This is a genomic window from Pseudomonas sp. PDM27 (assembly GCF_019219205.1).
GTDB lineage: Bacteria > Pseudomonadota > Gammaproteobacteria > Pseudomonadales > Pseudomonadaceae > Aquipseudomonas > Aquipseudomonas laurylsulfatiphila.
Map to the genome: position 1 here is coordinate 17,994 of NZ_JAHUWF010000004.1, position 21,891 is coordinate 39,884.

A 21,891-nucleotide genomic window follows, 5' to 3' on the forward strand; every position below is an offset into this window, starting at 1 on the left:
CGCACCCTATAGCGCCTGTCCGTGGCTCAGTTGTCTGTGCTCGACACTGAGCTGCCCAGAAACGCACAGCCCTCAAAGACGGGTCAACGGGCAGTCGAGCCTGGATTGTTCGAGGCTGTTTTCGAACTCGATCAATTGCGCGTGCTGTTGCGACAGCGCCGCTATCCGTTCGGCGATTTCCCGTTTTTTGCTGGCGATGACCTGATGGGCCCGTTCCCATGGCAACTGCGGGGCCTGTTGTCCGGCGAAGGCTGAGTGCAATTCCTTGAGCCTGAAACCCAGCTGCTGGGCACATTTGATGAAGATCAGCAGATCGACGCTGTGCTGGTCATAGATGCGGTACTTGCCCTGACGTCGAGCGGCAGGCAGCAGGCCAATCGATTCGTAGTGACGGATGCTTTTGACAGTGGTTCCGGAACGTTGCGCGGCTTGGCCGATGTACATGGGAAGGTCCTTTTCTCCGAGGATAAAGCTCGGTGCATTATCGACCGACTCAAGCGCTGGCGATAGCTTCGGCCTGGCGTAACCAGGCTGCATGCCGGTCTGCGCTGGCGCCGAGAATGGGCCCGAAGGTGAGGGTGCGGGTTGGCTTGATGCCACAGAATTCCAGTGTGGTTTTACGGACCTGATGCAAACCGGGCATGCGGTAGATCCAGCGGTAGTACCAGGGCGGTGTGTCCATGGTCACCAGCAAGTGGGCGGTTCGGCCGCGCAGGAGTTTGTCGGGGAAGGCTTTGCCCTGGCGATACTTGAAGGCAAAACCCGGCAAGAACACCCGGTCGAAAAAGCCTTTGAGCAAGGCCGGTACGCCGCCCCACCAGATCGGATAAACCAGCGTCAGCTGTTCGGCCCACAGGATGTCGGCCTGGGCGTTACGCAAGTCGGCCTCCAGCGGCTGGACCTGCTGATAGCCTTCGCGCAGCACCGGGTCAAAATCCAGGGTGCCAAGAAACAACTGACGCACCTCATGCCCGGCGCGCACGGCCGACAGTGCGTAACGCTCGGCAAGGGCGGCGCAGAAGCTGTTGCTGGACGGATGCCCGAGGATCACCAGTATTCGTTTGCCCATCATCGCTGTCCTCGAAGATCAAACCTCAAGGATAAAGTCTGCCCCTCAGGGGAGAGTCAAGGCATGCAGCAGGGCCTTGGCATAACCGGGCAATGCGGCGAAGTCCCGTGCACAGAGCAGCAATTTGCGTTGGCCCCAGGGTTCCTGCAGGGCGAGGCTCTTGAAGGGCAGTCCGCCTGACCCGCGCTCGACCGCGGCCAGCGGCACAATCGCCAGGCCCGCCCCACGGGCGACCATGCGCATCACGCCATCGAAGCCATCGGCGCGGATGCGGATCTGCATGCGCAGGCCTGCGTGCAGCGCCTGTTCTTCGAGATACACCGCCAGCGCGCTGTTGGCATTCAGGCCGACGTAATCGTGATGCAGCGTGTCGGTGAAGCTCACCGAGGTTGCCTGTGCCAGGGAGTGATCGCGGGGGATGATCAGTACCAGCGGATCATCGCGGAATGCTCGGGTCTGCAAGTCATCGGTGTCCACCGCGTCGGAAACGATGCCCAGGTCCGCCGCGCCTTGGCGCAAGGCGTGGGTGATGCGGGTGCTGGGCAGTTCCTGCAGGTCGATGTCGAGGTTGGGGTGGTTGTGCAGGAAGTCCGCGAGCAACTCCGGCAGGTACTCGGTGATCGCCGTGGTATTGCACAGCAGCCGCACCTGGCCTTTGACGCCCTTGGCATATTCAGCCAGTTCCTGTTGCAGACGTTCGGCCTGTTGCAGCAGAACCCGGGCGTGCCGGGCCAGGGCATCGCCGGCCGGCGTCGGGCTGACCCCGCGACGGTTGCGCTGAAGAAACTCGACGCCCAGCGATGCCTCCATGGCGCGAATTCGTGCACTGGCCGCCGCGAGTGACAGATGGCTGCGTGCGGCGCCGGCGGTGATGTTGCCGGAGTCGAGGATGTTCAGGTACAGGCGCAGGTCGGTCAGGTCGAAGTGCATTGTTTGTCCCGGATTGTCTGTTGTCTGGACCGACGCCTTCGCGAGCAGGCTCGCTCCCACATAGGGTATGTGATCGGCGCATAACCCCCTGTGGGAGCGAGCCTGCTCGCGAAGAGGCCAGTTGCCGCAGCGAAACAATCAGCCTCTGTCAAAGCAAGAGGCAGCCTCAGTATATGGCAGATTTTCAATCAACCCCCGCGGGCCCACCATAGCCCCATGAATACACTCTCGGCGTTTTACCAGAATCTCGGATTGGCCCTGTCACTGTTGGTGATCGGTACCTTTTTACTGGCCGGCATGATCAAGGGCGTGATCGGCCTCGGCTTGCCAACGGTTGCCATGGGACTGCTGGGTCTGGCTATGGCGCCGTCGCAGGCAGCCGCGCTATTGATCATTCCGGCCACGCTTACCAACGTCTGGCAACTGGCATTCGGCGGGCATTTGTCCGGGCTGGTCAAACGACTGTGGCCGATGTTGCTGGCGATTTTCATCGGCACCGGGGCAGGCACGCTGTGGATCGGCATGAGCGGTGGCCATTGGGTGGTGCGAGGGTTGGGCGCTGCGTTGTTGCTGTATGCGCTGAGCGGATTGTGCCTGCCGACCTTGCACGTAGGATCCCAGCGTGAAGGCTGGCTCGGTCCGCTGTGTGGCCTGCTGACCGGCGTCATCACGTCGGCCACCGGCGTGTTCGTGATTCCGGCGGTGCCCTACCTGCAAGCGCTGGGTTTGAGCCGGGACGAACTGGTGCAGGCGCTGGGCCTGTCGTTCACCGTCTCGACCCTGGCCCTGGCCGGTGGCTTGCTATGGCGCGGCGCGCTCGGCGGGGGCGAGTTGAGCGCGTCGCTGCTGGCGCTGATCCCGGCCATGCTCGGCATGTGGCTGGGGCAATCGCTGCGCCAGCGCATCAGCGCCCTGTGGTTCAAGCGCGTGTTTTTCGTTGGCCTGGGTGTGCTTGGCGGCCATTTGCTGATCAGCGGCTAGCGGACGACGGGCTGATCATGTCGATGGCGCGGATTTCGAAGTCCCGTTCCAGATACTCATCGCGCTGCTCGAGGAATTGCTTCATGTGCGGCAGGTTCGAGTGCACGTCCAGATGGGCCTGGGACTGCCAGATCTCGTAGAAGATGAACAGGGTCGGGTCCTGTTTGTCGCGCAGCATGTGGTATTCGATGCAGCCGGGTTCGGCGCGGCTTGCTTGCACGTAGCCGCTGAAAAACGCTTCGAAGGCGTCGGATTTTTCCGGACGGGTCTTGGCGTGCAGGATGAAGCCCTGGATTTCACTCATCTACATCTCTCCTCAGGTCAGAATGGGCCCAGTCTAAGGCAACAATCGCTTGTTGATTCGTGCTTGTAGGTCAAATGAATTTTGCCAAATCGACGCTTATTCCGCGCGAGGCCGACCGGTACTCTGCCGTCATCGAATTCCCGACCCTTCCCGAGACCTTCCATGAAAAAAGTCCTGTTGCTCAACGGCGGCAAACAATTTGCGCACTCCGACGGCCGCTACAACACCACCCTGCATGAAGCCGCGTTGAGCGTGCTGGATCGCGGTGGTGTGGATATCAAAACCACCTTCATCGACGAGGGCTACGACGTCGCCGAAGAAGTGGCCAAGTTTCTCTGGGCCGATGTGATCATTTACCAGATGCCCGGCTGGTGGATGGGCGCGCCGTGGACCGTGAAGAAGTACATCGATGAAGTCTTCACCGAAGGCCATGGCAGCCTCTACGCCAGCGACGGCCGCACCCGTTCCGACGCGTCGCAGAAGTACGGCAGCGGCGGCCTGATCCACGGCAAGCAATACATGCTGTCGCTGACCTGGAACGCCCCGCAGCAAGCCTTCGACGACCCGACCGATTTCTTCGAAGCCAAAGGTGTGGACGCGGTGTACTTCCCGTTCCACAAGGCCAACGAGTTCCTTGGCATGACCGGTCTGCCGACGTTCCTCTGTGTAGACGTGATGAAGCGCCCGAACATCGAAGGCGATGTGGCGCGTTATGAGCAGCATTTGACTGAGGTGTTTGGCCTGTCGGCGTAACCGTTTCGGGCTACTATCGATTGTTTGAGTCAGGCACAGTTTCTGTGGCGAAGGAGCTTTTGTGGCGAGGGGGCTTGCCCCCGTTCGGCGGCGAAGCCGTCGTAAAGTCAGTTGACGCGCGACTTCCTGAACCACCGCGTTAGTGGGTTGTGGGTCCGCTTCGCGGACCAACGGGGGCAAGCCCCCTCGCCACAATGGTTTCTCTGTGCTCAGAAGAACGGCGCAGGACTATCGATAAGGGACACACGTGAAAGCCAGATCCGATGAATTGCAGATATTCGTCTGCGTGATTGAATGCGGGTCGATTTCCGCGGCGGCCGAGCAGGTCGGGCAAACGCCTTCGGCGGTCAGTCGTACGCTGTCGCGGCTGGAGGCCAAGCTCGACACCACCTTGATCAATCGCACCACGCGACGCATGGACCTGACCGAGGAGGGCAAGTACTTCTTCGAGCACGCCAAGCGCATTCTCGATCAGATGGACGAACTCGAAGAACGCCTGTCCTCACGCCAGCAAACGCCGTCCGGGCGGCTGCGGATCAACGCGGCATCACCCTTCATGCTGCACGCCATCGTGCCCTACATCGATGAATTCCGCAGGCTCTACCCGGACATCCAGCTCGAACTCAACAGCAACGACTTGATCATCGACCTGCTGGAACAGAGCACCGACATCGCCATTCGCATTGGCACCCTGACCGACTCGACACTGCATGCCCGCTCCCTCGGTTGCAGCCCGCTGCACATCGTCGCCAGCCCGGCCTACCTGGAAAAACACGGTACACCGCAGGCCGTGGCTGACCTGGCCGACCATACGCTGCTGGGGTTCACCCAGAACGAAGGCCTCAACCAATGGCCGCTGCGTTATGTGCATGGCGATCGCTGGCCGATCCAGGCGTCGATCAGCGCCTCCAGCGGCGAGACCATCCGCCATCTGGCACTGGACGGGCAGGGCATCGCCAGCCTGTCGCACTTCATGACCATCGAGGACATTCGTGCCGGACGCTTGAAAGTGTTGCTGGCCGAATTCAACAGCGGCTACCGCCAACCGATCAATGCGGTGTACTACCGCAACTCGCAGCTGGCCTTGCGGATTCAATGCTTCCTGGACTTTATCCAGGGCAAGTTGGCGGATTATGCGAGCGCAGACTTCAAGGGCTGATTCGTGACCCCAGCGCAAAAGTGAATTGGGCCGGCGGGGATTTTTCGTCAGTCATCGCTACCGGATACTCCTTGCATCACTTATCCACGCAGGGAGTTTCTCCATGAACGTATTCGTTACCGGCGCTGCCGGATTTATCGGCGGTTCCATCGCCACGGGCCTGGTCCAGGCCGGCCACGCTGTCACCGGTCTGGTGCGCAGCGCCGAACAGGCCGATGAGCTGCGTGCACTGGGCATTTCTGCGGTGGTGGGCAGTCTGGACGACCGCGACCTGTTGACCGATCAGGCGCTCGCTGCCGATGCAGTGATCAACGCGGCCAGCAGCGATCATCGTGGTGCGGTGGAAGCCTTGCTCGATGCCTTGCGCGGCTCTGGCAAAGTGTTCCTGCACACCAGCGGTTCGAGCATTGTCGGTGATGCCTCGGGCGGCCAATCCAGCGATGTCATCTACTTCGAAGACAACCTGCCGGAACCGACCGTCGACAAGGCGGCGCGCGTGGCCATCGATAACCTGATCCTGGCGGCGGCCATGGAGGGGGTGAACTCGGCAGTGATCTGCAACACCTTGATCTACGGCCACAGCCTGGGCGTCCATCGCGACAGCGTGCAGCTGCCGCGCCTGCTCAAACAAGCGCGCAAAAGCGGTGTGGTGCGCCATGTCGGCACGGGCCGCAACATCTGGTCCAACGTGCACATCGAGGACGTGGTTGCGCTGTACCTGCTGGCGCTGACCAAAAATGTACCGGGCACCTTCTACTTCGTTGAAAGCGGTGAAGCGTCGTTCATCGACATGACCACGGCGATGGCCCGGGCGCTGAACCTGGGCGAGCCGCAGGACTGGCCGCTCAAGGAGGCCGAAGCCGAGTGGGGCTACGAAATGGCCAACTATGGTTTGGGTTCCAACAGTCGGGTGCGCGGCAAGCATGCGCGGGATCTGTTGGGTTGGGTGCCGAAGCGGACTTCGGTGGTTGAGTGGATTCGTGACGAGATGGTGTGAGTTCGCTTTAGACCGCGTTATCGTTCTTCGCGAGCAGGCTCGCTCCCACATTCGATCGCATTCCTTCTGACGGAGCGCGATCAATTGTGGGAGCGGGCTTGCTCGCGAAGCTTTTTCAGCAGCCCATTAACTGGTCGGGCCGTCCTCGATTCCGTAACATCCGCACACTCTTTTTCGTCTCTCCCTGTGTGCGGTCCCCCCCATGAAAGCAAAACGTCTACGCGCCGATGTCCTGGCCGGGCTTACCACGTCCTTCGCCCTGTTGCCCGAGTGCATCGCTTTCGCCCTGGTGGCCCACCTCAATCCGCTGATGGGGCTCTATGGCGCGTTCATCATCTGCACCCTGACCGCGTTGTTCGGCGGGCGACCGGGCATGGTGTCCGGTGCGGCCGGCTCGATGGCCGTGGTGATCGTCGCGCTGGTGGTGCAACACGGCGTGCAGTACTTGCTGGCCACGGTGTTACTGGGCGGGCTGATCATGATGGCGTTCGGGCTGCTCAAGCTCGGCAAGCTGGTGCGCATGGTGCCGCACCCGGTGATGCTCGGCTTCGTCAACGGCCTGGCGATCATCATTGCCCTGGCGCAACTGGAGCATTTCAAGGACGGTGAGGCCTGGTTGAGCGGCACGCCGCTGTACATGATGCTTGGCCTGGTCGCGGTGACCATGGCCGTTGTCTACGTGCTGCCGCGCCTGACCCGCACCGTGCCGCCGGCGCTGGTGGCGATTCTCGGCGTGGGCCTGGCGGTGTATCTGCTTGGCTTGCCAACCCGCACCCTGGGCGACATGGCACACATCGCCGGTGGCCTGCCGACGCTGGCGCTGCCGGACATCGCGTGGAATCTGGACACCCTGCGCATCATCGCGCCCTATGCGATCCTGATGGCGCTGGTCGGGTTGCTGGAAACCCTGTTGACCCTCAACCTCACCGACGAAATCACCGAGAGCCGTGGCTACCCGGACCGCGAGTGCGTGGCGCTGGGGGCGGCGAATGTGGTGTCCGGTGCATTCGGCGGCATGGGCGGTTGCGCCATGATCGGCCAGACCGTGATCAACCTCAGTTCCGGTGGCCGCGGGCGCTTGTCCGGGGTGGTGGCCGGGGTGTCGATCCTGCTGTTCATCCTGTTTCTGTCGCCGCTGATCGAGCGCATTCCATTGGCCGCGCTGGTCGGAGTGATGTTCGTGGTGTCGCAACAGACCTTCGCCTGGGCCTCGTTGCGGGTGCTGAACAAGGTGCCGCTCAACGACGTGCTGGTGATCATCGCGGTAACGGTGATTACCGTGTTCACCGACCTGGCCACCGCGGTGCTCTGCGGCATCATCATTGCCGCGCTGAACTTTGCCTGGCAGCAGGCCCGCCAGCTGTATGCCGACAGCCATCTGGAGAATGACGGCAGCAAGCTGTACCGGGTGCATGGCACGCTGTTCTTCGCCTCGACCACACCCTTTCTCAATCAGTTCGATCCGGCCAACGACCCGGCGCAAGTGACCCTGGATTGCCAGCACCTGAGCTTTGTCGACTACTCGGCCATCGCCGCGCTGGGCACCTTGCGCGAGCGCTACGCCAAGGCCGGCAAGCACTTGCGGGTGCTGCACTTGTCCGAGCGCTGCAAGAAATTGCTCAAGCGCGCCCGGATGCAGCACGACTGAAATCAAACAGGCAGGCGCGATGAAAATCCGCCTGCCTGATTTTCATTATTTGCGACAACTCATACCTCTGCGCGACACCCCTTACCTCTGCACGAAAATTACTTTCACCTCGTTTGAAAATCGCCGTCAGAAATGTTTTAAGAGTTTCACAAATATTTCGACGTGACCCTCTCGAGGAGTACCGCATGACCCTGTCCTTCGGCTATTGGCTGCTGGTGTATGCCGCCGTTGCCATCATCGCGCTGATCGTTCTGATCGCCCGTTACCGGCTCAATCCGTTCATTGTCATCACCCTGATTTCCCTTGGCCTGGCGCTGGTCGCCGGGATGCCGCCGTCCGGCGTGGTGGGGGCGTACGAGGCCGGTGTCGGCAAAACCCTGGGGCACATCGCACTGGTGGTGGCGCTGGGCACCATGCTCGGCAAGATGATGGCCGAGTCCGGCGGCGCCGAGCAGGTGGCGCGGACCTTGATCGACCGTTTTGGCGAGAAGAACGCGCATTGGGCGATGGTGACCATCGCGTTTCTGGTCGGGCTGCCACTGTTCTTCGAAGTGGGTTTCGTCTTGCTGGTGCCGATTGCCTTTACTGTGGCGCGGCGCGTGGGCGTGTCGATCCTGATGGTCGGCTTGCCGATGGTCGCCGGGCTCTCGGTGGTGCATGCGCTGGTGCCGCCACACCCGGCGGCGATGCTGGCGGTGCAGGTGTATCAGGCGTCGGTGGGGCAGACGTTGATGTACGCGATCCTGATCGGCATTCCGACTGCGATCATTGCCGGTCCCCTGTACGCCAAGTTCATCGTGCCGCGCATTCAATTACCGGCGGAAAACCCGCTGGAGCGCCAATTCCTCGAGCGTGAACCCCGCGACAGCCTGCCGGGGTTCGGCATTACCATGGCGACCATCCTGCTGCCGGTGGTGCTGATGCTGATCGGCGGCTGGGCCAATCTGATTTCCACACCGGGCAGTGGTTTCAACCAGTTCCTGCTGTTCATCGGCAACTCGGTGATCGCGCTGTTGCTGGCCACCTTGCTGAGCTTCTGGACCCTCGGCCTGGCCCAGGGCTTCAACCGCGAATCGATCCTCAAGTTCACCAACGAATGCCTGGCGCCGACCGCGAGCATCACCCTGCTGGTGGGCGCCGGCGGTGGCCTGAACCGGATTCTGGTGGACGCCGGCGTCACCGACCAGATTGTCGGCCTGGCCCACGAATTTCATCTGTCGCCGCTGTTGATGGGCTGGCTGTTTGCTGCGCTGATGCGCATCGCCACCGGTTCTGCCACTGTGGCCATGACCACCGCTTCAGGCGTGGTCGCACCGGTGGCCATTGGTCTGGGTTATCCCCATCCGGAGCTGTTGGTGCTGGCGACAGGTGCCGGGTCGGTTATCTTTTCCCACGTTAACGACGGCGGTTTCTGGTTGATCAAGGAATACTTCAACATGACCGTTGCCCAAACCTTCAAGACCTGGACCGTGCTCGAGACGTTGATCTCGGTCATTGCCTTCGGCCTGACCGTTGGCCTTTCCTACCTGATTTAGCCGGAGCCACTTGCATGGACATCCTCTACCAGATCCGCGCCCGCCAGGATTCCTTCAGCGCCGGTGAAGGACGCATCGCCCGCCTGATGCTCGACGACGTAGGCTTCGCCGCCTCCGCCAGCCTCGATGAACTGGCGCTGCGGGCAGAGGTCAGCAGCGCCACGCTGTCGCGTTTCGCCCGTACGGTCGGTTGCAAGGATCTGCGTGATTTGCGCTTGCAACTGGCCCAGGCCAGCGGTGTCGGCAGCCGGTTTCTCGACCCGGCGGGTACCCCCGAGCAGTCGGCGTTCTACGGGCAGATCGTCGGTGACATCGAATCGACCTTGCGCCAGCACCTGGCGGCATTCGATGAGTCGCGTTTCGCCGATGCGGTAAAATTGCTGGGCAAGGCGCGGATGATCCACGCCTTCGGCATGGGCGGCTGCTCGACCCTGTGCAGCGATGAACTGCAAGTGCGCCTGGTGCGCCTGGGCTATCCGATCACGGCGTGCCACGATGCGGTGATGATGCGCGTCACCGCCGCCAGCCTCAGCGCCGAACAGGTGGTGATTGTCTGCTCGCTGACCGGGATCACCCCGGAACTGATTGAAACGGTGGAGCTGGCGCGCAACTACGGCGCGCGCATCCTGGCCATCACTCGCGGTGACTCGCCGCTGGCGCAACTGGCCGACATCGTCCTACCGCTGCAAAGCGCCGAAACCTCGTTCATCTACAAACCCACGGCGGCGCGCTACGGCATGCTGCTGGCCATCGATGTGCTCGCCACCGAGCTGGCCCTGGCCAACCCTGAAGACAATCAAGAACGTCTGCGGCGGATCAAACTCGCCCTCGACGAATACCGCGGCGGCGACGATCACTTGCCGCTGGGAGACTGACATGCAGTACGACACGCTGATTCGCAACGCCCTGATCATCGACGGCAGCAACAGCCCCGGTTACCCCGCCGACGTGGCGATTCTCAACGGGCGCATCGAGCGTATCGGCGACTTGCGCGATGCCCGTGCCAATGAAGAAATCGACGCACAGGGCCATGTGCTGGCGCCGGGTTTCATCGACGTGCACACCCATGACGACACCGTGGTCATTCGCCAACCACAGATGCTGCCCAAGCTCAGCCAGGGCGTGACCACGGTGATCGTCGGCAACTGTGGGATCAGTGCTTCACCGGTGAGTTTGCGCGGTGATCCGCCGGACCCGATGAACCTGCTCGGCACGGCGGCGGCGTTCGTTTACCCGACCTTCCGCGACTATCGGGCGGCGGTCGAAGCGGCGAACACCACGCTGAACGTCGCCGCGTTGGTGGGTCATACCGCGTTGCGCAGCAACCACCTCGACGATCTGTTCCGCACTGCCACGGCTGATGAAATCAGCGCGATGCGCGAGCAACTGCGCGAGAGCCTTGAGGCCGGTGCGTTGGGCCTGTCCACCGGCCTTGCCTATGCCAGCGCCTTCTCGGCGTCGACCGAAGAACTGATGCAACTGACCGAAGAGTTGACCGCGTTCGGCGCGGTCTACACCACCCATTTGCGCAGTGAATTCGAGCCGGTGCTGGAGGCCATGGACGAGGCGTTCCGGATCGGTCGCCATGCGCAGAGCCCGGTGATCATTTCCCACCTCAAATGTGCCGGAGCCGGTAACTGGGGGCGCAGTCCGCAGTTGCTGGCGTCCCTGGAAGAAGCAGCGAAATCGCACCCCGTGGGTTGCGATTGCTATCCGTATGCCGCGAGTTCATCGACCCTGGACCTCAAGCAGGTGACCGATGCCCACCGCATCACCATCACCTGGTCGACGCCGCACCCGGAGATGGGCGGCCGCGACCTGATGGACATCGCCGCCGAATGGAACCTGTCGTTGCTCGATGCCGCCCGCCAACTGCAACCGGCCGGTGCGGTGTACTACGGCATGGATGAGGCGGATGTGCGCCGGATCCTCGCGCATCCGCTGTCGATGGTCGGCTCCGATGGCTTGCCGGAAGACCCGTTCCCACACCCACGTCTGTGGGGCGCATTCCCCAGGGTGCTCGGACATTTCAGCCGTGACGTAGGACTGTTCCCGCTGCACACCGCCGTGCACAAAATGACCGGGCTGTCGGCGGCACGCTTCGGTTTGAAGGAACGCGGTGAAATCCGCGAAGGCCATTGGGCGGACCTGGTGTTGTTCGATCCGGCGACCATTCGTGATGTGGCTGATTTCAACGATCCGCAGCGGGCAGCACAAGGCATCGAGGGCGTATGGGTCAACGGTGTGTTGAGTTACCGCGATGGCCAGGCCAACGGACGCAGGGAAGGGCGGTTTTTGGCGCGGCAAGGGGATTTGCGCACGGGTTTTCAGTGAGTTTCGCGGATTGCGTCACAGTGATGGCACTTTGAGATTAAAGGTTGGCATTTCCGCGCCGAAGGACTGACATCAAACCCGACTACCATTGCGGGTCGGTACGTCTATGTAGGAGCGAGCTTGCTCGCGATGGACAAAAGAGCGCCGCGTTTATCCAGTAGAGACGCGTCATCGTTAACGACCATCGCGAGCAAGCTCGCTCCTACAGGTCTTTCATTGTCTGGGAGCAATCCGATGAGCTTCGGCAAAACCACTCCGGTCCTGCGTATTTTCGACGAAGCCAAGGCAGTGGAGTTCTACGTCGACTTCCTCGGTTTCAAGATCGACTGGCAGCATCGACTTGAAGCGGATTTCCCGCTGTACCTGCAAATCTCCCGTGGCGATTGTGTGCTGCACTTGTCCGAACACCATGGCGACAGCGCACCGGGCTCTGCGCTGCGGATCGAGACGGATGAGCTGGAGCAGTTTCAACAGCAATTGCTGGCCAGGGAATACAGGTTTTCCCATCCACAGATTCAGGCCATGCCCTGGGGCAGCCAGGACATGACCATCGCCGACCCGTTCGGCAATCGGTTGGTGTTCACCAACGCGATCAGCCTCTGAACCTTCAACCCCTGAGCCTTCAGCCTTCGTTCGGCACCCGGTGGGTTTGGCGAAACTCGCCGGGCGGCATCCCGCGCCGGCTTTTGAACGTGCGGTGAAACGAGCGGGGTTCGGTGAAACCCAGGTATTGGGCGATGTCCTGGATCGGCAGGGTGCTGTTGAGCAGGTAATGCTCGGCCAGTTCCTGGCGCAGGTCATCGAGGATCTGCTGGTACGACGTACCGGCCTGATGCAGCTGGCGTTGCAGCGTGCGCACGGACACGGCGAGATGCTCGGCCACCTGCTCCTTGCGTGGCAGGCCCTCCTTGAGCAGCTGGCGCAGGATGCTTTTGACCCGCTGTTCCAGCGACGCGTCCTCCAGTGTGGCCATCAACCCCTGGGCATGTTCTTCCAGCGTGCGCAGCAATTGCGCATCGGCCTGGCGCAAGGGCAACTGCAAATACGGCAACGGCACAATCAGCGCCGAATAAGGCTGGTCGAACAGTACCGGGCAGTCGAAGAACTGCTCGTACTGTGCCAGCGTCGTGTCGGCCGGGCAGGCATGTTCCAGCCAGACGGCGGCCGGCGACAGTTGCGTGTCGGCGATCCAGCGCGCGTATTGCAGCCAGGAGCCGAGCACGTTTTCCACCAGGTGCCGGCGAATTCGCGGGCGTTGATGGCGGCAGGTCCAGATCAGGTGCACATCGCTGCCTTGCACCTCGGCGCGGCTGACACCCATGTCTCCCACCAGCTTCTCGAACGGCATGATGCGGCTCATCGCATCGCCCAGTGTCGCGCAGTTCATGGTGATGTAACCCAGCACGCTCCAGGAGTTGGGCAACACAAAACGCGCGGCGTTGAGACCGAACAACGGATCGCCCGAGTGTTCGCAGAAATAATCGAGCAGCCGTTCATGGGCTTCGCCGGGCAACCGCAGGCTGTTGTCGCTCAACTGCTGTGCCTGCAACCCGGCAGCCGTCAACGCAGGCTCGATGGCCATGCCCAGTTGTTCGGCATGACGCAGGTATTTGAGCAGCGGCGGAACGGAGGTGAAGCCCAGGGATTGCATGATCGTATTCCTTTGATCAAGGCCCGCGTGCGCGGATGAATGCCCTGAAAGGTAATTTGAAACCACGGCTAAAGTAAATGGCTGACGCCTGCGCGACGTTTGACTCAATTGGCTACTCGAACTGGCCCGATGCGACCGTGACACTTTCCGGCGGCTGACTAGTATGGGGGCCTGAAATATCACTGATAAGAACCGCAAAAGGACACACGCATGCGACGCTGGAACGGCTGGGGAGATGCAACCACGGTGGTCGAGCTGCCGGCCCAGGGCGCGAGTTTTCTCGCCCGGCGGGTAGGTGACGGTCGAGCGCTGCCCGATGCGACGCTTGAGACGGCATTGGCCCGCGTGCCCCCGTCGCGGTTGCAGCAACACTTCCTGTACAGCGTGGATGCCCATGATCGTTTGCTGCATGCTCGCGGCCAGAGCCTGCCGGACTGGCTGGCGTTGCGTGAGGGCGAGCTGGGCAATTATCCCGACGCCGTGGCCTATCCCACGAGCGCTGAGCAGATTCGCCGTTTACTGCTGCTCGCCCATGAACAGGACCTGTGCCTGATTCCCTATGGCGGCGGCACCTCGGTGGCCGGTCACATCAACCCGCCGAGTTCCGCGCGGCCGGTGGTGACGGTTTCCCTGGCCCGCATGAGTCGCCTGCTGGACCTCGACGAAGAGAGCCTGCTGGCCACCTTCGGCCCCGGCACCAGTGGCCCGCAGGTGGAAAGTCAGTTGCGCGCCCGTGGTTACACCCTGGGGCACTTCCCGCAATCGTGGGAGCTGTCGACCCTGGGCGGTTGGGTCGCCAGCCGTTCCAGTGGCCAGCAGTCATTGCGTTATGGGCGAATCGAGCAACTGTTCGCCGGCGGGACCCTGGAAACCTTTGCCGGACCTTTGGACATTCCCTCCTTTCCGGCCTCGGCGGCCGGCCCCGATCTGCGCGAAGTAGTGTTGGGTTGTGAGGGCCGTTTCGGGATCATTTCCGAGGTGAAGGTACGGGTCAGCGCACTGCCCGCCGATGAACGTTTCTACGGTGTGTTCCTGCCCGATTGGCCCAAGGCGCTGCAAGCCATCCGCCAGTTGGCCCAGGCGCGGGTGCCGCTGTCGATGCTGCGCCTGTCCAACGCGGTGGAAACCGAAACCCAGCTGGCGCTGGCCGGTCACCCGCAGCAGATCGCCTGGCTGGAAAAGTACCTGGCGCTACGCGGCGCCGGTGAGGGCAAATGCCTGCTGACGTTCGGCGTGACCGGCAACCGTCGGCAAAATGCGCTGTCCCTGCGTCAGGCCCGGCAGCACCTCAAGGCGTTCGGCGGGGTGTTTACCGGCACCTTGCTCGGCAAGAAGTGGGCGCAGAACCGCTTCCGCTTTCCCTACCTGCGCGAGAACCTGTGGAACGCCGGTTACGTGGTCGACACCCTGGAAACGGCCACCGACTGGAGCAACGTCGATAACCTGCTCACCCTGATCGAAAACAGCTTGCGTGACGCCTTGGCGGCGGAAGGCGAGCGGGTCCACGTGTTCACCCACCTGTCCCACGTCTACGGCGAAGGGTCGAGCATCTACACCACCTACGTGTTTCGCCCGGCGGCGGATTACCCCGCCACCCTGGCGCGCTGGCAGGCACTCAAGCAGGCGGCCAGCCAGACCATCGTCGACAACCACGGCACCATCAGTCACCAGCATGGCGTGGGCAAGGACCACGCGCCATACCTGATGCGCGAGAAGGGCGCGCTGGCGATGGACACCCTGCAGGCACTGAGTCGGCACTTCGATCCGGCCGGGCGACTGAACCCTGGCACGCTGTTGCAGGAGTGACGGCCATGAGCCTGGACTGGAACGCGGCGTGGCGTCAGCAGGTGCTGCCGACGCTGGCGGCTGAAACCTGGGACCTGATCGTCATCGGCGGCGGCATCAGCGGCGCCGGCATCCTGCGCGAAGCCGCGCGCCGAGGGTGGCGTTGCCTGCTGCTGGAGCAGCGCGATTTCGCCTGGGGCACCTCCAGCCGCTCTTCGAAAATGGTCCATGGCGGCTTGCGTTACATCGCCAAGGGCCAGTGGCGCCTGACCCGCGATTCGGTGCGTGAACGCCAGAGGCTGCTGGACGAAGCGCCGGGGCTGGTCGAGCCGATAAGTTTCATGATGCCGCATTACCGTGGCGGTTTTCCCGGACCGCGGGTGCTGGGTGGATTGCTGTCCATCTATGACGCGTTGGCCGGGCGGCGCAGCCATCACTTTCATGACGCGCAGCAACTGCGGTATCTGGCCCCCGGGGTGAAGGAAGATGACCTGCTGGGCGGCACCTGTTTTGTCGATGCGCTGACCGATGATGCCCGCTTGGTGATACGCGTATTGGGCGAGGCCCGGGCCGACGGCGCCGTGGTGCTCAACGGCGTGCGCGTGCAGCAATTGCTGCGTGAGGAGGGGCGCGTTTGCGGGGTTCAGGTCGAAGACTGCGAGGGGGGCGGATCACTGACAGTGCGTTGTGGGGTGTTGGCCGTGGCCACCGGCGCGTGGGCCGAGCGCTTGCGCCTGCCCGATGCGCCTCGCCAGTTGCGCCCGTTGCGTGGCAGTCATCTGTTGTTGCCGGGCTGGCGCCTGCCCGTGGCGCAAGCCTTCACCTTCCTGCATGAGCGTGACCGTCGACCGGTGTTCGTTTTCCCTTGGGAGGGTGCCACGGTGGTCGGCACTACGGACCTCGATCATCGCGAGGATCTGGATCAAAGCGCGAGTATCAGCGCTGAGGAACTCGATTATCTGCTGGCGGCTTGTACTCAACAATTTCCCGGCGCTGAAGTGGTTGCAGCCGATGTGCTGTCGACCTGGTCGGGCGTGCGCCCGGTGGTGGGCAACGTGGCGGGTGAACTCAAACCGTCGAATGAAACCCGTGAGCATGTGCTGTGGCAGGAACCGGGTTGCGTGACCCTGGCCGGCGGCAAGTTGACCACCTTTCGCCCGCAGGCGATCGAAGTGCTCAGGGCCTGCGCGAGCATGCTCGAACGGCCCTTCAACGATGATGCCGCGCCGGTGTTCGCCTTCGTGCCGCCGCTGGCGATACCGGGGCTCAGCGCCAGCCAGTGGCGGCGCCTGGCCGGGCGGCATGGTCGTGACCTGCCGAGGCTGGCGCAACTGATCGCCCGATTGGGCCATGAAACGGTAGGCAGCACGGACACCTTGTGGGCGGAACTGGCCGTTGCCTGCGAGGCGGAAATGGTTCTGCATCTCGATGACCTGCTGCTGCGCCGCACCCGCCTGGGCCTGCTGCTGCCGCGTGGCGGCGAGGATTGTTTCGCGGCCATTCGCCAACTCTGCCAGCCACGACTGGGCTGGGACGATGAGCGTTGGCAGCTGGAGGTACAGCGATATCGGGCGTTGTGGCAACGCCATCACGGATTGCCGGATGCCACGCATTGATGCCCATTGAAGAGAGCTCCATGGATAACCACCCGAACAAGCGTTACCTGTTGGCCATCGACAATGGCACCCAGAGCGTGCGCGCGCTGCTCTTCGACCTGCAGGGCAATCTGCTGGGCAAGGGCAAGGTCGAGTTGCAGGCCTATTACTCGGCACAACCGGGGTGGGCCGAGCAAGACCCGGAGTATTACTGGGAGAAGCTGGGTGAAGCCTGCCAGCAGGTGTGGCAGCAAACCGGGATCGATCGCTCGCAGATTGCCGGCGTGTCCCTGACCACCCAACGCGGCACGGTGATCAACGTCGACGCCCAGGGCAAGCCTTTGCGCCCGGCCATTCTGTGGCTCGATCAGCGTCAGAGCGAAGTCGAAGGCGGTATCAAGGGGCCGTGGGGCTGGTTGTTCAAACTGGTCGGCGCGCAAGCCACGGTGGACTACTTCCGCGCCCAGGCCGAGGCCAACTGGATCGCCCGCCACCAGCCTGAGGTGTGGGCGGCGACCGACAAGTTCCTGCTGCTCTCGGGGTTTCTCACCCATCGTCTTTGTGGTCGCTTTGTCGATTCCGTGGGCTGTTGCGTCGGTTACTTGCCCTTCGACTTCAAACGCCTGAAATGGGCCGCACCCACCGACTGGAAATGGCAGGCGCTGGCGGTGCGTCCCGAGCAACTGCCGAGCCTGCACAAGCCCGGTGAAATCCTCGGCTACATCAGCGCCGAGGCCAGCCGCCACACCGGCATTCCCGAGGGGCTGCCGCTGATTGCCGCGGGGGCCGACAAGGCCTGCGAAGTCGTGGGTTCCGGTGTCGTCGACGCCAGCACCGTGTGCCTGTCCTACGGCACCACGGCGACGATCACCAGCACCCGCTCGCGCTACCTGGAAATCGTCCCGTTGATACCGCCTTACCCGTCGGCGGTGCCGGATCAATTCAACTGCGAGGTGATGATCTATCGCGGCTACTGGATGGTCAGCTGGTTCAAGAACGAGTTCGGCCTGCGGGAAATGCAGCAGGCCAAGGCCCAGGGCGTGGAGCCCGAGCAGCTCTTCGATGCGCTGGTCGAGGCCGTGCCGCCGGGCTCCATGGGGTTGATGCTGCAACCCTACTGGTCGCCCGGCATCCGCGAGCCGGGTGTGGAAGCCAAGGGCGCGATGATCGGCTTCGGCGACGTGCATACCCGCGCGCACATTTACCGGGCGATCCTCGAAGGCCTGGCGTATGCCTTGCGCCAGGGCATGGAGAAGATCGAGAAGCGTTCGGGGGTCTCCGTCACGCGCTTGCGTGTCGCCGGTGGTGGCTCCCAGAGTGATGCCGCGATGCAACTCACGGCGAACATTTTCGGCCTGCCGGCCGAGCGTCCGCATGTCTACGAAGCCTCCGGCCTGGGCGCGGCCATTTGCTGCGCGGTGGGGCTGGGGCTGTACGCGGATTTCCCCACGGCGATGGCCGCCATGACGCGGGTCGGTGCGGTCTTCCTGCCGCAACCCGAGGCGCAACAGGTCTATGAGCGACTGTACAAAGAGGTCTACCTGCGCATGTATCGACAGCTCAAGCCGTTGTACCAGAGCATCCGCAAAATCACCGGTTACCCCGCCTGAAAGCCCCCCCTGTAGGAGCTGCCGAAGGCTGCGATCTTTTGATCTTTTAAAAGCAAGATCAAAAGATCGCAGCCTTCGGCAGCTCCTACAGGGGGAATCCATAGGCCGCGTGCATGTGGCGCTATCGGAGAACTTTTCTGGTGAGATTGGACAGTGTCAGGGGCAGGGTCGGTTGTTAGGCTCAACCCTCACTGCACATCCAATAAGAACCAGGCAATGAAGCTGACATTCCTCCTGTTGCTGCTTTGTGGAACGGCGCCGATGGCGTGGGGCTGGTCCAACCATACGGTGGGCAGCTACCTGGCGTTGCAGGACCTGCCGGCCTTGCGCGATGCACCGCAGGTCGAAGTCGAGCCTTTGGAACAGTTTCTCTCGCAACAATACGAGGCCGTGAGCGCGTTGCTCGACGAGCAGGAGCGCTTCGCCCGCGAGCACTTCGCCCAGTACCCGCCGCGCCCCGACAACCTGCGATTGCCAGCCGTGCCTGGGGACAATCTGCGCCACGACTTCCTCACCGCACTGCGCATCAATCCACAGATTCATCTGGCGATGGTCATCCAGCCGATGCCGGGCAAGGATCAACCCGAGCGTGAACACCTCAAGGCCGAGCAGGTCATGGTCGAGCAGACCCTTTCGCCGTGGAATCGCCAGCGCTTCATCCGCGTGTCCGACAACGAAAAAGTCGCGCCCCTGGCCGTGTTGGCCAGCGCCGCCGATGAGCCGGATTACGGCCATGACATCAACCTGTTCAGCGACAACCCCGGCGATGTCGGCGTGCTGTACGGCTTCGGCCCACAGCCCTTCGGTGACGCGCGGTTTCAGTACAGCTCCCAGGCGCCGTTCCACATGGGGTTCTTCCATGAAAGCCCGGTGGTGTACGCCGCTGCCGGATTTCTCGAACGCAGTTGGCCCGACTGGCGCGCCTATCAATACATGGGATTGGCGCGACTGGCCTTTGCCACCGGCCATCCATATTGGGGTTATCGCTTTCTCGGCTGGGGCCTGCACCACATTCAGGACCTGACCCAGCCTTATCACGCCAAGCCATTGCCCGGTGTCGACCTCGCCAGTCTTCTTCTGCTGGAAGGCAAGGCACTGGCCGGTTTCGCGGCCGACAAGCAGGCGTCCATAGAACGTGTTGCGACCCGGCACATGGAAGTGGAGAAGTATCAGTCGAGCTGGTTGCGTCGTTTGCTGCGCACGGGCCAGCCCCATCCGATGCTCGACGCCTATACCGATTCTGCCCAGGACGCCCGATACCCGCCGTACTCGGTGGACTACCTGCGCGAAGTGGTGAGTGCCGAGTCCGTCGACGCGTCCGCAGCGTTCGATGAAGCCATCGGCCAATGGCTGGATACGGCACCGATCACCGGCGATTTCAGCCGCGGTAATCAACTGCAGCGCGAAGACTTCGACCATCCGGCACTTAACCGACAGCTGTTCACATTGCTGGGGCATTTCGGCGCGCACAGCCGGATTTATGCCGGTGCGGGATTGGCGCGCCAACCCTCGCAGTAACGCACACAACAACAATAAATCCAGGGAAAGAGGAAAAGATCATGAGCACTCGATTTCGCCTGTCTGGCGCGGCGCTTCCCGGCGTGGGCCTGGCAGGGCTGCTGCAACTGTGCGCGGTCGACGGCGTGCAGGCCGAGGAGTTCAGCGTGCTGGACAACCAGGTCACCGGTTCATTCGACAGTACCTTGTCTTATGGCCGCTTGTGGCGGGTCCAGGGCCGGGACAAGAACAACGACGACGTCAACACCAACGACGGCAATCGCAACTTCGACACCGGGCTGGTTTCCGAGGTGTACAAGATCACCTCGGAGCTCGAGGCCAACTATCAGAACTACGGGATGTTCGTGCGCGGTACTGCGTTCTATGACACCCAACTGATGGACAAGCGCAACGATTACTACGACAACAACAACCCGTCGCAACCCAGTCAGAGTTACCCGCAGGACGACCATTTCACCAGCCAGACCCGCGATATCGCCGGCAGCCGGGTGGAGTTGCTCGACGCCTACCTCTATGGCAATTGGGACGTGGCGCAGATGCCAGTCACCGCACGTATCGGGCGCCAGGTGTTCAACTGGGGCGAGGGGATTTTCTACCGTGGCGGGATCAACACCACCAACCCGGTGGATGCGGCCAAGTACCGTTTGCCCGGTGCCGAAGTCAAGGAAGTGCTGGTCCCGGTAGAGGCGCTCAGCTTCAACATCGGCCTGACCGACAGCCTGACCATGGAAAGCTTTTACCAGACCAACTGGAAGGAAACCCGCATCGACCCGGTCGGCACGTTCTACTCGCAGACGGACCTGTTCGCCGACGGCGGCAACACCGCCTACAACAACTTCAGCGGTACCGCGCTGGACACCCCGGTGCCTGGCTTCGGCAACGTGATCGATCTGTACAGCGCGCTGGGCAACAACCCGCTGCTCAACCAGGCCCTGAGCACCACCGGCCTGTATGCCAACGGGGTCACCCCGACCTTTGGCAACACCGTCAAGGTGGCCACGATCGGCAAGGATTTCAACGCGCGCAACGACGGCCAGTTCGGTTTCGCTTTTCGCTACATCGCAGAAGCACTCAACAGCACCGAGTTCGGGTTGTACATGGTCAACTACCACGCCAAGGAACCGACCATTTCCGCCGATCTGGGCGGGTACCAGGGCATCGACATGAATGCCCTGACCAACCTGTTGACCGGTGTCGCCGGCAGCCAGGCGGGGCAGTTGGCCAACGGCCTGGCGACCGTGGATGTGCTGGGCAATATTCAGGCGCACCGGCGCTACGCCGAAGACATCCGCATGTACGGCTTCAGTTTCAACACCACCCTGGGCCAGGCGTCGGTGTTCGGTGAAGTGGCTTATCGGCCGAACCTGCCCATCGGGATCGCCGCCACCAACGACCTGATCGGCGACCTGGCCAACGGCGCCGCTGCAGCGGCAGGCGGCCAGACCATCAACATCGGCGGGCAGCAGGTCACGCTCGACAGCCAGATCAATAACGCCGAGCGGGTGGAAGCGTTCAACACGTCCCTGGGCACCATTTACAACTTTGGCCCGAGCCTGTCGTTCGACTCGATGTTCGGTGTATTCGAGCTGGCGTCCGAGCACCTGCGCGGCAGCAGCCTGCAATACACCGCTTATGACGGCAGCAACCGTTACTACGCGGGCACCGGTAACTTTTCCTATGTGTCCGGTGGCGAGCGCGACGACCAGGTCAACCGCAACTCCTACAGCTACACCGCGATGCTCAACGGCACCTGGAACGACGTGTATGCCGGGGTCAACGTCTCGCCCTATGTCGTCTACAAGGATGACTTCGAGGGCAACAGCTATCAGGCGGGCAACGTCATCGAGGGCCGCAAGGCCTACACCCTGGGGATCAAGGCCAACTACCAGAACAGGCTGGAGGCCGAGCTGCAATACACCGAGTTCTATGGCGGCGGGCAGGACAACGGCCTGCGTGACCGCGACAACATCGGCTTCAACCTCAAGTACTTCCTTTGATTGTTGCGCACAACCCCCTTGTGGG

At 62.4% G+C, this 21,891-nt stretch carries 19 protein-coding genes; 14 read left to right on the forward strand and 5 right to left on the reverse strand.

Going from position 1 to position 21,891, the window contains the following annotated elements; genetic code table 11:
* Positions 1-72: 72 nt before the first annotated feature.
* The 3 genes from KW838_RS10265 to KW838_RS10275 are packed head-to-tail and all read right to left on the reverse strand — an operon-like array spanning position 73 to position 1,999.
* Complete coding sequence (locus KW838_RS10265) at positions 73-444, reverse strand: MerR family transcriptional regulator (protein ID WP_218501028.1); 372 nt, start codon at positions 442-444, stop codon at positions 73-75.
* 49 nt (positions 445-493) lie between these two features.
* Entirely contained in the window at positions 494-1,072 is a 579-nt protein-coding gene (locus tag KW838_RS10270) for an NAD(P)H-dependent oxidoreductase (protein ID WP_102698913.1), read from the reverse strand.
* A 42-nt stretch (positions 1,073-1,114) separates the two neighbouring features.
* Entirely contained in the window at positions 1,115-1,999 is an 885-nt protein-coding gene (locus KW838_RS10275) for a LysR family transcriptional regulator (RefSeq protein ID WP_218501029.1), read from the reverse strand.
* Between the two features lie 216 nt (positions 2,000-2,215).
* On the opposite strand from KW838_RS10275, the gene KW838_RS10280 reads away from it, so the two are divergent.
* Entirely contained in the window at positions 2,216-2,980 is a 765-nt protein-coding gene (locus tag KW838_RS10280) for a sulfite exporter TauE/SafE family protein (RefSeq protein ID WP_218501030.1), read from the forward strand.
* Here KW838_RS10280 and KW838_RS10285 read toward each other — a convergent pair.
* On the reverse strand, positions 2,970-3,284 hold the full coding sequence (locus KW838_RS10285) for a putative quinol monooxygenase (protein ID WP_057716513.1): 315 nt from the start codon (positions 3,282-3,284) through the stop codon (positions 2,970-2,972). The two genes, KW838_RS10280 and KW838_RS10285, sit on opposite strands and share 11 nt — an antisense overlap.
* 162 nt (positions 3,285-3,446) lie before the next feature.
* On the opposite strand from KW838_RS10285, the gene KW838_RS10290 reads away from it, so the two are divergent.
* The 8 genes from KW838_RS10290 to KW838_RS10325 all read left to right on the forward strand — a co-directional run bounded on the left by KW838_RS10290 (position 3,447) and on the right by KW838_RS10325 (position 12,313).
* Positions 3,447-4,037, forward strand: a complete 591-nt coding sequence (locus tag KW838_RS10290; protein ID WP_218480177.1) for an NAD(P)H-dependent oxidoreductase — start codon at positions 3,447-3,449, stop codon at positions 4,035-4,037.
* A 247-nt stretch (positions 4,038-4,284) separates the two neighbouring features.
* Entirely contained in the window at positions 4,285-5,196 is a 912-nt protein-coding gene (locus KW838_RS10295) for a LysR family transcriptional regulator (RefSeq protein ID WP_007973212.1), read from the forward strand.
* A 103-nt stretch (positions 5,197-5,299) separates the two neighbouring features.
* Positions 5,300-6,193: an NAD-dependent epimerase/dehydratase family protein gene (locus tag KW838_RS10300; protein WP_218501031.1), complete on the forward strand. Its 894-nt coding sequence runs from the start codon at positions 5,300-5,302 to the stop codon at positions 6,191-6,193.
* A 202-nt stretch (positions 6,194-6,395) separates the two neighbouring features.
* The gene (locus KW838_RS10305; RefSeq protein ID WP_095965975.1) at positions 6,396-7,841 is read left to right on the forward strand and encodes a SulP family inorganic anion transporter; all 1,446 of its coding nucleotides are present in this window, start codon (positions 6,396-6,398) and stop codon (positions 7,839-7,841) included.
* Positions 7,842-8,026: 185 nt separating this feature from the next.
* Positions 8,027-9,376 (forward strand): gluconate:H+ symporter, encoded by a 1,350-nt coding sequence (locus KW838_RS10310; RefSeq protein ID WP_102698907.1) that lies wholly within the window; start codon positions 8,027-8,029, stop codon positions 9,374-9,376.
* 14 nt (positions 9,377-9,390) lie between these two features.
* Complete coding sequence (locus KW838_RS10315; protein ID WP_007973204.1) at positions 9,391-10,251, forward strand: MurR/RpiR family transcriptional regulator; 861 nt, start codon at positions 9,391-9,393, stop codon at positions 10,249-10,251.
* A 1-nt stretch (position 10,252) separates the two neighbouring features.
* Positions 10,253-11,710, forward strand: coding sequence for an amidohydrolase family protein (locus KW838_RS10320; RefSeq protein ID WP_218501032.1), 1,458 nt, complete (start codon positions 10,253-10,255; stop codon positions 11,708-11,710).
* A 234-nt stretch (positions 11,711-11,944) separates the two neighbouring features.
* Positions 11,945-12,313 (forward strand): glyoxalase superfamily protein, encoded by a 369-nt coding sequence (locus KW838_RS10325; protein WP_008047543.1) that lies wholly within the window; start codon positions 11,945-11,947, stop codon positions 12,311-12,313.
* Positions 12,314-12,332: 19 nt separating this feature from the next.
* Here KW838_RS10325 and KW838_RS10330 read toward each other — a convergent pair whose 3' ends face one another.
* Complete coding sequence (locus tag KW838_RS10330) at positions 12,333-13,361, reverse strand: AraC family transcriptional regulator (RefSeq protein ID WP_102698905.1); 1,029 nt, start codon at positions 13,359-13,361, stop codon at positions 12,333-12,335.
* Between the two features lie 210 nt (positions 13,362-13,571).
* Here KW838_RS10330 and KW838_RS10335 point away from each other — a divergent pair, with 210 nt between their 5' ends.
* The 5 genes from KW838_RS10335 (at position 13,572) to KW838_RS10355 (ending at position 21,866) form a co-directional block, all read left to right on the forward strand.
* A complete protein-coding gene (locus KW838_RS10335; protein ID WP_102698904.1) occupies positions 13,572-15,167 on the forward strand; it encodes an FAD-binding oxidoreductase in 1,596 nt (531 codons plus the stop codon).
* Between the two features lie 5 nt (positions 15,168-15,172).
* A complete protein-coding gene (locus tag KW838_RS10340) occupies positions 15,173-16,762 on the forward strand; it encodes a glycerol-3-phosphate dehydrogenase/oxidase (RefSeq protein WP_218501033.1) in 1,590 nt (529 codons plus the stop codon).
* Positions 16,763-16,782: 20 nt separating this feature from the next.
* Positions 16,783-18,351 carry an FGGY-family carbohydrate kinase gene (locus KW838_RS10345; protein WP_218501034.1) on the forward strand — a complete coding sequence of 523 codons (1,569 nt, stop codon included), beginning with the start codon at positions 16,783-16,785 and terminating at the stop codon, positions 18,349-18,351.
* A 216-nt stretch (positions 18,352-18,567) separates the two neighbouring features.
* A complete protein-coding gene (locus KW838_RS10350; protein WP_218501035.1) occupies positions 18,568-19,869 on the forward strand; it encodes a phospholipase in 1,302 nt (433 codons plus the stop codon).
* Positions 19,870-19,910: 41 nt separating this feature from the next.
* Positions 19,911-21,866, forward strand: a complete 1,956-nt coding sequence (locus KW838_RS10355; protein ID WP_218501036.1) for a DUF1302 domain-containing protein — start codon at positions 19,911-19,913, stop codon at positions 21,864-21,866.
* Positions 21,867-21,891 lie beyond the last annotated feature (25 nt).